Origin of the sequence: Pseudomonas sp. JL2 (assembly GCF_031570495.1) — a bacterium.
Lineage (GTDB): Bacteria > Pseudomonadota > Gammaproteobacteria > Pseudomonadales > Pseudomonadaceae > Aquipseudomonas > Aquipseudomonas rhizophila.
In genome coordinates this window covers 435297-449890 of sequence record NZ_JAKUDH010000001.1, presented here as the reverse complement: position 1 = coordinate 449890, position 14594 = coordinate 435297, and the positions used below count along the sequence as shown (strand labels likewise).

The 14594-nt window shown below is 61.4% G+C and carries 7 protein-coding genes; 3 read left to right on the top strand and 4 right to left on the bottom strand.

Annotated features, from left to right (window positions below; genetic code table 11):
• Positions 1-20 precede the first annotated feature (20 nt).
• Positions 21-4889 (top strand): NAD-glutamate dehydrogenase, encoded by a 4869-nt coding sequence (locus tag MKS85_RS02080; protein WP_107322372.1) that lies wholly within the window; start codon positions 21-23, stop codon positions 4887-4889.
• A 191-nt stretch (positions 4890-5080) separates the two neighbouring features.
• Here the strand turns inward: MKS85_RS02080 and MKS85_RS02075 are convergent, their stop codons facing one another.
• The 3 genes from MKS85_RS02075 to MKS85_RS02065 all read right to left on the bottom strand — a co-directional run bounded on the left by MKS85_RS02075 (position 5081) and on the right by MKS85_RS02065 (position 7463).
• Positions 5081-5485, bottom strand: coding sequence for a cupin domain-containing protein (locus MKS85_RS02075; RefSeq protein ID WP_047225808.1), 405 nt, complete (start codon positions 5483-5485; stop codon positions 5081-5083).
• Between the two features lie 139 nt (positions 5486-5624).
• Positions 5625-5906 (bottom strand): antibiotic biosynthesis monooxygenase family protein, encoded by a 282-nt coding sequence (locus MKS85_RS02070; protein WP_047225809.1) that lies wholly within the window; start codon positions 5904-5906, stop codon positions 5625-5627.
• Between the two features lie 123 nt (positions 5907-6029).
• Entirely contained in the window at positions 6030-7463 is a 1434-nt protein-coding gene (locus tag MKS85_RS02065; protein ID WP_310662631.1) for a PLP-dependent aminotransferase family protein, read from the bottom strand.
• A gap of 205 nt (positions 7464-7668) precedes the next feature.
• Between MKS85_RS02065 and MKS85_RS02060 the strand changes: the two genes are divergently transcribed.
• Positions 7669-8109: a carboxymuconolactone decarboxylase family protein gene (locus MKS85_RS02060; protein ID WP_076384471.1), complete on the top strand. Its 441-nt coding sequence runs from the start codon at positions 7669-7671 to the stop codon at positions 8107-8109.
• A gap of 25 nt (positions 8110-8134) precedes the next feature.
• Here MKS85_RS02060 and MKS85_RS02055 read toward each other — a convergent pair whose 3' ends face one another.
• Entirely contained in the window at positions 8135-13747 is a 5613-nt protein-coding gene (locus MKS85_RS02055) for a putative Ig domain-containing protein (RefSeq protein WP_310662630.1), read from the bottom strand.
• A gap of 393 nt (positions 13748-14140) precedes the next feature.
• Between MKS85_RS02055 and MKS85_RS02050 the strand changes: the two genes are divergently transcribed.
• Entirely contained in the window at positions 14141-14584 is a 444-nt protein-coding gene (locus MKS85_RS02050; RefSeq protein ID WP_047225813.1) for a CopD family copper resistance protein, read from the top strand.
• Positions 14585-14594: the final 10 nt, after the last annotated feature.

Genomic DNA, 14594 nt, shown 5'->3' with positions numbered 1-14594 from the left:
GCCCAAGCGGAGTACCACAGATGGCGTTCTTCACCGCAGCCAGCAAAGCCGACTTCCAGCACCAACTGCAAGCGGCACTGGCGCAGCACATCAGTGAACAGGCACTGCCACAAGTGGCGCTGTTCGCTGAACAATTCTTCGGCATCATTTCCCTCGATGAACTTACCCAACGCCGGTTGTCCGACCTCGCCGGCTGCACCCTGTCTGCCTGGCGCCTGCTTGAGCGCTTCGATCATGCGCAGCCGCAGGTCCGCGTCTACAACCCGGACTACGAACGCCACGGCTGGCAGTCGACCCATACGGCAGTGGAAGTGTTGCACCACGACCTGCCATTTCTGGTGGATTCGGTCCGCACCGAACTGAACCGTCGCGGTTACAGCATCCATACCCTGCAAACCACCGTGTTGAGCGTGCGTCGCGGCAACAAGGGCGAGTTGCTGGAGATCCTGCCCAAAGGCACCCAGGGCGATGGCATTCTCCAAGAATCCCTGATGTATCTTGAAATCGACCGCTGCGCCAACGCCGCCGAACTCAACGTCCTGAGCAAGGAACTTGAGCAAGTGCTGGGCGAAGTGCGCGTGGCGGTGGCTGATTTCGAGCCGATGAAAGCCAAGGTCCAGGATATTCTGTCCAGCCTGGACAACAGTGCCTATGCCATCGATGCCGACGAAAAAGGTGAAATCAAGAGTTTCCTGGAATGGCTGGTGGGTAACCATTTCACCTTCCTTGGCTACGAAGAGTTCGTGGTTCGTGATGACGCCGATGGCGGCCATATCGAATACGACGCCGATTCGTTCCTCGGCCTGACCAAACTGTTGCGTGCCGGCCTCACGGTCGATGACCTGCGCATTGAAGACTACGCCGTCAATTACCTGCGTGAACCGACCCCGCTGTCGTTCGCCAAGGCCGCACACCCGAGCCGTGTACACCGTCCGGCTTACCCGGACTACGTATCGATCCGTGAGATCGACGCCGATGGCAAGGTCATCAAGGAATGCCGCTTCATGGGCCTGTACACCTCGTCGGTGTATGGCGAAAGCGTGCGCGTCATCCCGTACATCCGTCGCAAGGTCGAGGAAATCGAACGTCGCTCGGGCTTCCAGGCCAAGGCGCACCTGGGCAAGGAACTGGCCCAGGTGGTCGAAGTGCTGCCCCGCGACGATCTGTTCCAGACCCCGGTGGACGAGCTGTTCAGCACCGTGATGTCCATCGTGCAGATTCAGGAACGCAACAAGATCCGCGTATTCCTGCGCAAAGACCCGTATGGCCGTTTCTGCTACTGCCTGGCCTACGTGCCGCGCGACATCTATTCCACCGAAGTGCGCCAGAAGATCCAGCAAGTGCTGATGGAGCGTCTGAAAGCCTCGGACTGCGAGTTCTGGACCTTCTTCTCCGAATCCGTGCTGGCCCGTGTACAGCTGATCCTGCGGGTAGACCCGAAGAACCGTCTCGACATCGACCCGGTCTTGCTGGAAAAGGAAGTGGTGCAGGCCTGCCGCAGCTGGAAGGACGACTACGCCAGTCTGGTGATCGAAAGCTTCGGCGAAGCCCATGGCACCAACGTGCTGTCCGATTTCCCGAAAGGCTTCCCGGCCGGCTACCGCGAGCGCTTTGCCGCGCACTCGGCCGTGGTCGACATGCAGCACCTGCTGAGCCTGAACGAAAAAAATCCGCTGGTCATGAGCTTCTACCAGCCGCTGGGCCAGGTGTCCGGCCAGCGCGAGCTGCACTGCAAGCTGTATCACGCCGACACGCCGCTGGCGCTGTCCGACGTGCTGCCGATCCTGGAAAACCTCGGCCTGCGCGTGCTGGGCGAGTTCCCGTACCGCCTGCGCCACACCAATGGCCGCGAGTTCTGGATTCATGATTTCGCGTTCACCGCCGCCGAAGGCCTGGACCTGGACATCCAACAGCTCAACGACACCTTGCAGGACGCCTTCGTCCACATCGTGCGTGGCGATGCCGAGAACGATGCATTCAACCGCCTGGTGCTGACCGCCGGCCTGCCATGGCGCGACGTGGCGCTGCTGCGTGCCTACGCCCGTTACCTGAAGCAGATCCGCCTGGGCTTCGACCTGGGTTACATCGCCAGTACCCTGAACAACCACACCGACATCGCTCGTGAACTGACCCGGTTGTTCAAGACCCGCTTCTACCTGGCGCGCAAACTCAGCGGCGACGACCTGGAAGACAAGCAGCTGCGCCTGGAACAGGCGATCCTCACGGCACTGGACGACGTTCAGGTGCTCAACGAAGACCGCATCCTGCGTCGCTACCTGGACCTGATCAAGGCCACCCTTCGGACCAACTTCTACCAGACCGACGCCAACGGCCAGAACAAGTCCTACTTCAGCTTCAAGTTCAACCCGCACTTGATCCCGGAACTACCGAAACCGGTGCCCAAGTTCGAGATCTTCGTGTATTCGCCTCGGGTCGAGGGCGTGCACCTGCGCTTCGGTAACGTTGCTCGCGGTGGTTTGCGCTGGTCCGACCGTGAAGAAGACTACCGCACCGAAGTGCTGGGTCTGGTCAAGGCCCAGCAAGTGAAGAACTCGGTGATCGTGCCAGTCGGCGCCAAAGGTGGTTTCCTGCCGCGACGTCTGCCGCTGGGCGGTGGCCGGGATGAGATCGCCGCCGAAGGCGTAGCGTGCTACCGCATCTTCATCTCCGGTCTGTTGGACATCACCGACAACCTCAAGGAAGGCGCACTGGTTCCGCCGACCAATGTCGTGCGTCATGACGACGATGACCCGTACCTGGTAGTGGCTGCGGACAAGGGCACTGCAACCTTCTCCGACATCGCCAACGGCATCGCCATCGATTACGGCTTCTGGCTCGGCGATGCGTTCGCTTCCGGCGGTTCAGCCGGCTACGACCACAAGAAAATGGGCATTACCGCCAAGGGCGCGTGGGTCGGCGTACAGCGTCACTTCCGTGAGCGCGGTATCAATGTCCAGGAAGACAGCATCACCGTGGTGGGCGTTGGCGACATGGCCGGCGACGTGTTCGGTAACGGTCTGTTGATGTCTGACAAGTTGCAACTGGTGGCAGCCTTCAACCACCTGCACATCTTCATCGACCCGAACCCGGAGCCTGCCAGCAGCTTCGCCGAGCGCAAGCGTCTGTTCGACCTGCCGCGTTCGGCCTGGACCGACTACGACACCAGCATCATGTCCGAAGGCGGCGGTATCTTCTCGCGTAGCGCCAAGAGCATCGCCATCTCGCCACAGATGAAAGAACGCTTCGACATCAAGGCCGACAAACTGACCCCGACCGAGCTGCTCAACGCCTTGCTCAAGGCGCCGGTGGATCTGTTGTGGAACGGCGGTATCGGCACTTACGTCAAGGCCAGCAGCGAAAGCCACGCCGATGTGGGCGACAAGGCCAACGATGCGCTGCGCGTGAACGGCAACGAACTGCGCTGCAAAGTGGTGGGCGAGGGTGGCAACCTGGGCATGACTCAACTGGGTCGTGTCGAGTTCGGCCTGCATGGCGGTGCCACCAACACCGACTTCATCGACAACGCCGGTGGTGTGGACTGCTCCGACCACGAAGTGAACATCAAGATCCTGCTCAACGAAGTGGTGCAGGCCGGCGACATGACCGAGAAGCAACGTAACCAGTTGCTTGGCAGCATGACCGACGAAGTCGGTGGCCTGGTGTTGGGCAACAACTACAAGCAGACCCAGGCCCTGTCCCTGGCGGCACGCCGCGCATTCGTGCGCATTGCCGAATACAAGCGCCTGATGAACGATCTGGAGGCACGAGGCAAGCTGGATCGCGCCATCGAGTTCCTGCCGGCCGAAGAGCAACTGGCGGAACGCGTCGCGGCGGGCCAAGGCCTGACCCGTGCCGAACTGTCGGTACTGATCTCCTACAGCAAGATCGACCTCAAGGAAGCGCTGCTCAACTCCCAGGTGCCGGATGACGACTACCTGACCCGTGACATGGAGACCGCGTTCCCGCCGACACTGGTGAGCAAGTTCTCCGAAGCCATGCGTCGCCATCGCCTCAAGCGTGAGATCGTCAGCACCCAGATCGCCAACGACCTGGTCAACCACATGGGCATCACCTTCGTTCAACGGCTCAAAGAGTCCACCGGCATGAGCCCGGCGAACGTGGCTGGCGCTTACGTGATCGTGCGGGACATCTTCCATCTCCCGCACTGGTTCCGTCAGATTGAAGCCCTGGATCACCAGGTGTCGGCTGACGTGCAACTGGAGCTGATGGACGAGCTGATGCGCCTGGGTCGTCGTGCGACGCGCTGGTTCCTGCGCAGCCGCCGCAACGAGCAGAACGCTGCCCGTGATGTTGCTCACTTCGGTCCGCACCTGGCGGCGCTGGGCCTCAAGCTCGACGAACTGCTGGAAGGCCCGACCCGCGAAGGCTGGCAGACCCGCTACCAGGCCTACGTAGCAGCCGGCGTGCCGGAACTGCTGGCGCGCATGGTTGCAGGCACTACGCACCTGTACACCTTGCTGCCGATCATCGAAGCGTCCGATGTCACTGGCCAGAACGCCGCCGATGTGGCCAAGGCCTACTTCGCCGTGGGCAGTGCCCTGGACATCACCTGGTACTTGCAACAGATCAGCGCGCTGCCGGTGGAAAACAACTGGCAGGCCCTGGCCCGTGAAGCGTTCCGCGATGACGTCGACTGGCAGCAACGGGCGATCACCATTTCGGTCCTGCAGCAGGGCGACGGCACCCAGGAGGTGGAAACACGCCTGGCGCTGTGGCTGGAGCAGCATCACGACATGGTCGAGCGCTGGCGCGCCATGCTGGTGGACATCCGTGCCGCCAGTGGCACGGACTACGCCATGTACGCGGTCGCCAACCGCGAACTGCTGGACCTGGCGTTGAGTGGTCAACCGGTCCTGCCGGCCAACTGATCCGGCGTTGAATGAAAAAGCCCCGCATTGAGAGATGCGGGGCTTTTTTGCGTTTGTAATACGCGATTGGTTGGAGCGCAGAGCCCCTGTGGGAGCAAGCCTGCTCGCGATGGCGTTTGACCCGCGACATTGATGTTGACTGACACCCAGCTATCGCGAGCAGGCTCGCTCCCACAGGGGGCTCAAAGGTGTTAGTTCTTCAGCGGAATCAACACCGCCTCATCCTTGCCCATCACCATGAACACCAACAGTTTCGCCGGCTCGGTCGAGCTGGCGTTTTTCGAAACCAGATGCTCGGAACCCGCGGCTTCGTACCAGAACTCCCCGGCCTTGTAGGTGGTCGCCGGCTCGCCTTTGACCTGGGAGGTGATGGCGCCTTCCAGCACATAGGCCATGGCCGTTCCTTCATGTTTGTGGGCGACGGACGACTGGCCGGGGGCGTAGTCGACGGTCAGCATCATGGCTTTTTTACCAGGCAGGTTCTTCAGCATCTTCTCCTGCAGCACGTTGACCTTTTCCGAGGGTGCGGTTTCGTGGGCATAGACCGGGGCCAGAGGCAGCAGGCTGAGGGTGGCGATCAGGCAGAGGGTTTTCATGGCAATGACCTTCGTGGGTTTGAGTGAGTTCGCGCTGTGGCAGCGATGGATTCACCCTAAGCCCCACGGAGGGGCAAACAAACGTCCAATCTTTCGGAAGGCGGGTAGACCAATGCCGCGATCCACTCCAAGACAAAGGTCAGCGGTTGAAGTCCACGCTTCGAGCCAGACGGTTGTCGATCAGGCCGATGAACCCTTGCACTTCAGGGCAGTTGAAATGGGCTTGCATCGCCGCTTCCGATTGCCAGCGGGCGCTGACGGTCCAGCGGTCACCGTCGTCCGGGCAACGGTCGACCATGTAGGCATCGCACCCCGGTTGTGCACGCAGGGTTTCGACGATTTGCTGCAACTGGCGGCCCAGTTCTTCCGAGCGCCCGGCGGCGGCTTGGACCTGTACGGTATTGATCACCTGGCGAGTCATGGTTCTGGCTCCTGAATCAAGTCGGACGGGATTGGCTCGACAATCAACGAGACCCCTGCAGGATAGGCCTGTATTTACGAGGCTAAAACAGCCAATGGGCGGATAAATGTCCAGTCCAATGGCTCAGGCGACCTGCTGCAAAATGTCCCGCAAGCGGTCCAGCGCGGTGTCGATGTCGAGGATTTCGATGGCGCCAAAACCGAAGAACAGACCCGGCCGCACCGGGGCGTCGTTGAAAAAACCATCGAGGCGGTACAGCCCGACTTCGGCTTTTTTCGCCAGTTCGATCACCAGTGCCAGATCGATGGGCACCTTGCACAGCACGGCCAGGTGGAAGCCTGCGGTGGTGGGAACCGCCTCGAACCAGGGCGACAGGTCCCCAGCCATGCGCGCCAGGATTCGCTCGCGGCGGCCGGCATACAGCGTGTGGCAGCGGCGGATGTGCTTGAGCAGGCAGCCCTCGGCGATGAACTTGGCCAGTGCCCACTGGGGCAGGGTGGAGGTGTGTTGATCGGTGAGGCGCTTGGCCAGGATCACCGCTTCGAGGATCGCCGGTGGCAGGATCGCGTAACCGAGGCGCAGTTCCGGCAACAGCGTTTTCGAGAAGGTGCCGACGTAGGCCACGATCCCGCGGTCGTCCATGCTTTGCAGTGAGTCGGCCGGCCGGCCTTCGTAACGAAATTCGCTGTCGTAATCATCCTCGATGATGATTGCCCCCAACTCGTAGGCCCGCGCCAGCAAGGCTTCGCGGCGGGCCTGGCTCATGGGCATGCCCAAGGGAAACTGGTGGGACGGCGTCACATAAATCAGGCTCGTGCCGTCGGGAATGAGGTCCACCCGCATGCCCTGGTCATCCACCGGTATACCGACCACCGTGGCGCCGTGGGAGCCAAACAGCAGGCGTGCTGGTGGATAGCCCGGATCCTCCATGGCCACCAGGCTGCCCGACCGGGTCAAGACCCGCGAGATCAGATCCAGTGCCTGTTGTGCACCGTTGCACACCACCACGTCATCGTCATGACAATTGACCCCGCGGGAAAAAGCAATATGCCGGGCAATGGCATTGCGCAGCGCCGGCAAACCCTCGGGCTGGCTGTAGAAGCCCTTGGCGCTGGCGATCTGGCGCAAGGCGTGGGCGGTACAACGTCGCCAGTCGTCCAGGGGAAACTGGCCTTTGCCGGTGGCGCCGCCGATGAAGTCATAACGCAGCGCACCTTCAAGGGTGGGATGGCGCATCAGGTCCGGCATGTTGCGCCAGGTCTCGACGACATCGGCGCCGGCCAGCTCGCGGTGGCTTTGTTTGCGCACGATTGGGGCCGGGCGCGCATTGACATAGGTGCCCTTGCCAATGATGCCGGTGAGAAAGTTTTCGTAGGTCAGTTGGGCGTAGGTGTCGGACACGGTCTTGCGCGAGACGCCCAGTTGTTCAGCGAGCAAGCGGCTGGGCGGCAGTTGCGTGCCGGCGGCCAGGCGACCACTTTCGATGGCACTGCGCAGTTGTTGATACAACTGGCCCGCCAGGTCTTTGCGGCCGTTGATGACAACATGAAGTTCCATACCCGCGCGCTCCTGGGCGATTGTGTGGCGCTAGCCCGCAAAGGCGCAAGATTAACCGCATTGTGCGTATGCATAGAAGTTGCGTGGAGAAAATCGCGCTGATTGGTCTGCTATGAACTGGTCCGGTTTTTTTCGACACATTGGATCTGTCGCGCAGCGTGCTCACGGCCTACCGTGGAGATACCGATCAGCACGGAATTGCGCCATGAGCCAGCGTCTGGATTACTACAGTGCGTCCCCAGGGGCGATGAAAGCCATGATTGGCCTTGAGGCGCTAAGCAGTCGCCTGAGTATAGAGCCGGGATTGCTGCATCTGATCAAGATCCGTGCCTCGCAGCTTAACGGCTGTGCGTTTTGCACCGACATGCATTCGGTGGATGCGCGTCGCCTGGGTGAGAGCGAGCGGCGCCTGTTCGCCGTGGCGGTGTGGCGCGACAGTGGCTTTTTCACCCCCCGCGAACGCGCCGCCCTGGCCTGGACCGAGGCGGTAACGCTGTTGGCCGAAAGCCAGGTGCCGGATGAGGTCTTTGCCCAGGCCCGCGCCGTGTTCAGCGAGGAGGAACTGGTCGACCTCACGCTGGCGATCAGCACCATCAACAGCTGGAACCGGCTGGCGGTGAGTTTCCGCCAGAGCCCCGGTTCCTGATGGTTGATCGATCTGCCTGCTCCCGTCAGGCCGTGAAGTCGCTGGCATGCAGCTCCTTGACCCCCACCAGTTCGAATTCGAACTCGGCGCTGGCGTCGGCATTTACACTGCCGTAGAGGATGCCATCGGCAAAGCGCAGTTGACCGGTGGCATCGGCGCTAAAGGCATTGCTGCCAATGAACGTGAAGGTGTCGATCTCGGCGGTCAGCGGATTGGCGTCCAACCCGGTGAAGTCCAGTTGGTCGAACTCGGTGCTCTTGAAGCCGCTGATGACATCGCGTAACGCCCCGACGCCCATGTCCGACAGTGCTTCGAATGCGTATGTGTCTGCACCCGTACCGCCGCTCAGGCTGTCAGTGCCTGCGCCGCCGATCAACCGGTCATCGCCCGAGCCACCCACCAGCGTATCGTTGCCCGCCCCACCGTTGAGCACGTTGGCGCCGCTGTTACCCGTCAGGTTGTCGGCGTAGGCACTGCCGGTCAGGTTCTCGACATACTTGAAGGTGTCGAGGCCCGAACCCACGGTGTTCTGTTGCGCGGAGGTGGACAGGGTGGCCGTAACACCGGCCATGGCCCGTTCGAACGAGACCGTGTCATTGCCATCACGGCCGTCCAGCACGTTGTTGCCGGCCCCGGCAAACAGTATGTTGTCCAACGCATTACCGGTGCCATTGGCGGCGTCGGGGGTATCGATGTACAGGTTTTCGACGTTGTTGTTGAGGGTATAGGCCGTCAAGCTGCTGTGCACGCTGTCGATCCCGCCAGACACCGGGTTGCTGTTGGTCTCGATCACGGTATCGCCGGTGTTGTCGACATAGTAAGTGTCGTTGCCATCGCCCCCGCTCATGCTGTCGGCCCCGGCGGCGCCATCAAGCACGTTGTTGGCGGCGTTACCGGTGATGAAATTGCGCCGCTCATTGCCGGTGCCGTTGATGTCCGATACGCCGGTGAGCACCAGATTCTCCAGGTTATCGCCCAACGTCCAACTGACCGAGGCCTGCACCGTGTCGATCTGTGCGGTCGAGGTGTTGCTTTCCACCACGCTGTCGAACGCGTTGTCGACCACATAGATGTCGTTGCCGTCGCCGCCGGTCAAGTTGTCGGCGCCCAGGTCTCCGTCCAGAGTGTCGTTGCCCGAGCTGCCCACCAGCGTATCTGCCTGGTCGGTACCGGAAATCATCCCGCCTTCGTTCTGGGCATCGTCGAATATGTCCTGCACGCTGTTGTTGTCATCAGGATTGCCCTGGAAACCCAGGTCATCGGCGATGTAATCGGCCAGGCGCTGGCCGACGATTTCCGCCGATTCCTCGTGCAAGTGCCAGACGTCGTCGGGATACACCAGTGGGTCGACTTCGTAGCGCAAGGGCAGATCGGTGTAGTCCACGGCCAGTTTCACGTCCGCGCGCTCGGCGGCGATGGCCTCCTGGGTGGCGCGGACATAACCGACACCTTCGACAATGTCGGCGATCTTTTCTTCCGAATAGCCACGGGCACGCGCCGCGTCCTGTTGGTAGTGCCCGGTCTCCATCAGGTACACGTTGAAACTGCCGAACTGGGCGTGCAGGTAATCAAACACGGCCAGCGTTGCGGTCTTGTAGGCCGCCGCCGCAGCTTCCTTGTCGGAGGCGCGGGCGATTTCCTGGGCCGCTTCCTCGCCTTGGCCCCAAACGATGCCCATGGTGACGTTGTCGATGGCCCTGAGCTCGGCAAGCTGATCCTGCAACAACGCCACGGCGCGCAACAGCGCAGGCCCCGGTTGGTTGGTGTCGGTCAGCCACCAGCACAACTTGAGCTCCTCGGCGCCCAGGGTCGACAGGCCATTGACCGTACTGCCACCCACCGCGATGTCGATGCCATTGCCGTCGGCATCCTCGAACTGACTGCGTACGTCATAAGGGGTGTACTTGCTCAGGTCATTGACCAGCATCGACGTACCGGACTGATCGTCGTCCTCGGTCATGCGCAGCAGGCGCGCATTGGACTGGCCGAGGGTCGGCAGGTAGAGGATGTCCTGCTGGGCGCGCTCGCCGAACACGAAGTCATCGGCGGTCAGGGTGTTGAGGTAGTTACCGCTGAGGGCGATTTCGAAGCGATTGCCGTCGGCGTCCGCTTCGCTGGATTTGATGTAGGTCTTGTCGCCGGCCGAGTTGAGGGTCATGTACAGCGTGCCGTTGCTGCCATTGCCGAGGCCGAGATAGCCCAGGCCGGAGACATCGATCTTGTCGACACCCACGGTGAAGTCATAGATCGTGTCCGTGGCCGTGACCCCGCCGGTGTCGTAGTCGCGATAGCTGTCGAGCACGTTGGTGTAGCGGAAGGTGTCGGCACCGTCGCCACCGTACAACGAGTCGCGACCGGCGCCACCATCGACAATGTCCGCGCCAGTGCCGGCCCTGATCGTGTCGTTGCCGCCCAGGCCGAGGATCAAGTCCGCGCCCGCGGTGCCAGTGAGGGATTCGGCGTTGTTGGTTCCGGTGATGGTATTGTCCGGCGCATCGGCCACTGCCAGGGCGAAGCTGTCGCTCACCGAGGCACCTGACGGATCGGTGGCCTTGACCAGTACGTTGTAGTTGCCTGCCGCCGTGCTGGTGGGTGTGCCAGCGAAAGTCAGATTGCTGGCATTGAAGCTCAGCCAGGCGGGCAGGGCGCTGCCATCGGCCAAGGTGGCGGTGTAGGTCAGCACATCCTGATTGGCGTCGCTGAAGCTGTCGGAGGTCACGGTGTAGGTGAACGGCGTACTTTCGGTGGCGTTCTGGTCGAGCAGGGGGATAACCACCACGGGCGCCACATTGCTGGGGGTGTTCTCGTCGGCGAAGACGAAATGACTGGCGGTCAGGCTGCTGACCAGGTTACCCGCCAACGACACTTCGAAACGGTTGCCGTTGGCATCGACCGTGAGGTCTTTGAGGTAGGTGCGGTTGGTCGAGCTGCTGTAGGTCACCTGCAGTGTGCCGCCCTGGCCATTGCCCAGTCCGGTGTAGCCGAGGGCCGATACATCGATCTTGTCGGCGGCCACGTCGAAATCGAGGATCTGGTCACTGGCGCTGGTGGAACTGGTGCGGTAGCTGTCGAGTTTGGAGGTATAGCGAAACACGTCGGCACCCGCGCCGCCGGTGAGTTTGTCCACGCCAGTGCCGCCCACCAGAATGTCGTTGCCAGCCCCGCCATTGAGGGTGTCGTTACCGGCGCCGCCATACAGTTGTTCGTTGGCCGCGGTACCGGTCAACGTGTCGTTGTTCGGCGTGCCATTGATCACGATGGGCGCGGCGGGCACGTCCTGCACCGCCAGGGTGAAGCTGTCGCTAACGGTGGCGTTGCTGCCGTCGGTCGCCGTGACCTGTATGGAATACGTGCCTGATGCTGTATCGGTTGGCGTGCCGCTGAATGTGCGGCTGGCGGCATCGAACACCAACCAGCCGGGCAGGGCGCTGCCGTTGGCGAGGGTGGCGGTATAGCTGAGGCTGTCGTTGTCCGGGTCGGTAAAACTGGTGGCCGGCACCACGTAGCTGAACGGAGTGTTTTCGTTCGCATTCTGATCCAGCAACGGCGTGGCCAACACCGGCGCCTGATTGGTGGGCGAGGCGGTGGCGAAGACAAAATTGGCGCTGGTCAATGTGTCGAGGTAGTTGCCCTCCAGCGCCACTTCGAAGCGGTTGCCATTGGCGTCAGCGGTCAGGGATTTGATGTAGGTCTTGGTCCCGGCGCTGTTGAGTACCACGTACACGGTGTCGTTCTTGCCGTCGCCAAGGCCGGTGAAGCCCATGGCCGACAGATCGATCTTGTCGGCGCTGACATCGAAATCGGTGATCACATCGCCCAGGTTGACGCCGCCGGTGTTGTAGTTGCGGTAGCTGTCCAGACGGTTGGAAAACACAAAGGTATCGGCCCCGGTGCCACCAGTGAGGGTGTCCATGCCGGCACCGCCGTCGAGTTTGTCGTCGCCCGCGCCACCACTGAGGCTGTCGTTGCCCGCCAGACCCAGCAGGGTGTCGGCCGAGTCACTGCCGATCAGCGCGTCACTGCCACTGGTGCCGGTGACCACCCGATTGAAGATGAAGTTGCTGGCGGTCAGGGTACTGGTCAGGTTGCCCGACAGAATCAGCTCGAAGCGATTGCCGCTGGCGTCGGCATCGTAATCCTTGATGTAGGTGCGGTCGCTGCTGGCGCTGTAGCTGATCTGCAATGTGCCGCCACGGCCATTGCCCAGGCCGGTGAAGCCCAGGCCCGCGAGGTCAATCTTGTCCTGGGTAACGTCGAAATCAGTGATGGTGTCGTCGAAGCTGGTGGTGGCGTTGCGGTAACTGTCGGACTGGCTGGCGAAGCGAAACGTATCGGCGCCGGTGCCGCCAGTCAGTCTGTCGATGCCCGCGCCACCCACCAGGATGTCGTCACCCGCGCCGCCATTGATGGTGTCATTGCCGGCACCGCCGTAGAAAATCTCGTTGGCGGCGCTGCCCAGCAAGGTGTCGTTGCCGGCGGTACCTTGCACGGTGGTCACCGGTACCGTGGCGCTGACATAGCTGCCGTCGCCATAGACCAGCGTCGCGCCCTTACTGGTGTGACTGATGGTGTTGGCGATGATCGCATTGCGGTCGGTGCCGTCTTCGTCGCGTTCGGCAACGCCGTAGGTCGACAGGTCGCTGCCGCTGATGATGTTGCCCTGGATCAGGTTGTCGCTGCCGTTGAAGTAGCGACCGGATACGCCCAGGGTGTCGTCGTAGGACTGGATGATGATTTCCGGTACCGGATTGCCCAGGGAGTTGTTGTTGAGGGTGTTGTCGATGACTTCAACGTGGTTGCTGCCGTAGATGCGGATCCCGGCGCTGGCGTTGTCGTGGATGTCGACGCCGCTGACGGTGACGTCGCTGGACAGCTTGATCAGTACGCCTTCGCCGCCGTTGCCATACACCTCGCCGCCGGTGATGGTGATGTTGCTGGGGGAGGGGATGTCCTCGCTGCCGCGCTGCACCACGATACCGTTGCCGCCGTTGTTGTAGGCAACGTTATTGGTGAGGGTGAAGTCGTGGGTGCTGGTGACAACGTTGAAACCATGGCGGTCATTGTCGTAGGCGACGTTGTTTTCAAAGGTGCTGTCACTGAGGAAGTCAGCAACAAAACCGTCCAGGCCGTTGCCGTGGGACACGCTGTTCTTGATGACCATGTTGACGGTCTGCTCGTGGGGGTCGAAGCCGTACCCGGAGCAATCCTTGATCTCGACGCTGTCGAGGGTGACGTTGGAGTCGTAGCCTTCTTCGCCGGGAATGTAGCCGTTGAACCAGCCGTCGATCTTGCCTGTGGTGTTGTCGCGATTGCCGTCGATGGTGAGATGGCTGACGCCGAAATCGTGGGTTTCTTCACCGTAGGCCGAGCGGATGATGCCGGTGATCTTGGTGTCGGAGCCGTCGGCCACCTTGACGGTGGTTTCGCCCATGCCGTCGCCGTACAAATAGACGTTGCTCTTGAGCATCAGGCAACCGTCGGAGGGTTCCTCGCCGGCCGAAACGATGTAAGTCCCGGTCGGCATGTACACCTGCCCGCCGCCTGCGGCAGCCGCCGCATCAATGGCACTTTGTATTGCCGCCGTGTCGTCGGTGATGCCATCTCCTTTGGCGCCAAAATTTTGTACGTTGAAAATCATGAGCTTATCTCCGTATCGGGCTGAAACCACGGTAGAAGCCAATATTCCATCGGCGGCCACCGTGTTATGACCCGCAGGAGCGCAAAAGTTGTGACCGCATATCGGCTGAGCGTCAAAAAAACGAACGGGCTGATCAACGGTCGGAACGACTTCAGCAACAGATAACGTTCTGTTGACGCTTTTTGGGTTGCACAACCCTTGTGGGAGCGAGCCTGCTCGCGATAGCGGTGTGTCAGTCGATGGGATGCAAGCCGAACCGACGCTATCGCGAGCAGGCTCGCTCCCACAGGTGCGGTATCGGATTTCCTTGATTGGCATCAACCCCCAATCCGAAGCCGCGGGATAACCTCGACTAAACCATCGCCCGATGATTCAGGGGCGACCGAGGAGCCCATGAGCTATCCGCTATTCCTGACATTGCACCTGTTTGCCGCGCTGGTTTTCATTGGCACGGTGTTCTTCGAGGTGCTGTTCCTGGAGAGCATCCGCAAACAGCTGCCCGCCAAAGTCATGGTGCTGCTGGAACAGGGCATCAGCCGGCGTGCCCGGCAGTTGATGCCCTGGGTGTTGCTGACGCTGTTCGGTGCCGGCGCTGCCATGGTCTGGCTGCGGTACTGGCCGACGCTTTCCGCGCCATGGGAGTCTTCTTTCGGGTTGCTGCTGGGCCTGAAAATAGCCTTGGCGGGCAGCGTACTCGGGCATTTCCTCTGGGCCATGTGGCTGTTCAGAAGCGCCCGCATGAACGCCCGTTACGTGCAGATCATCCATACCAGCGTGTTCATTCATCTGCTGGCAATCGTGCTGTTGGCCAAGGGGATGTTTTACCTGACCTGGTGAGCGGTTGCGG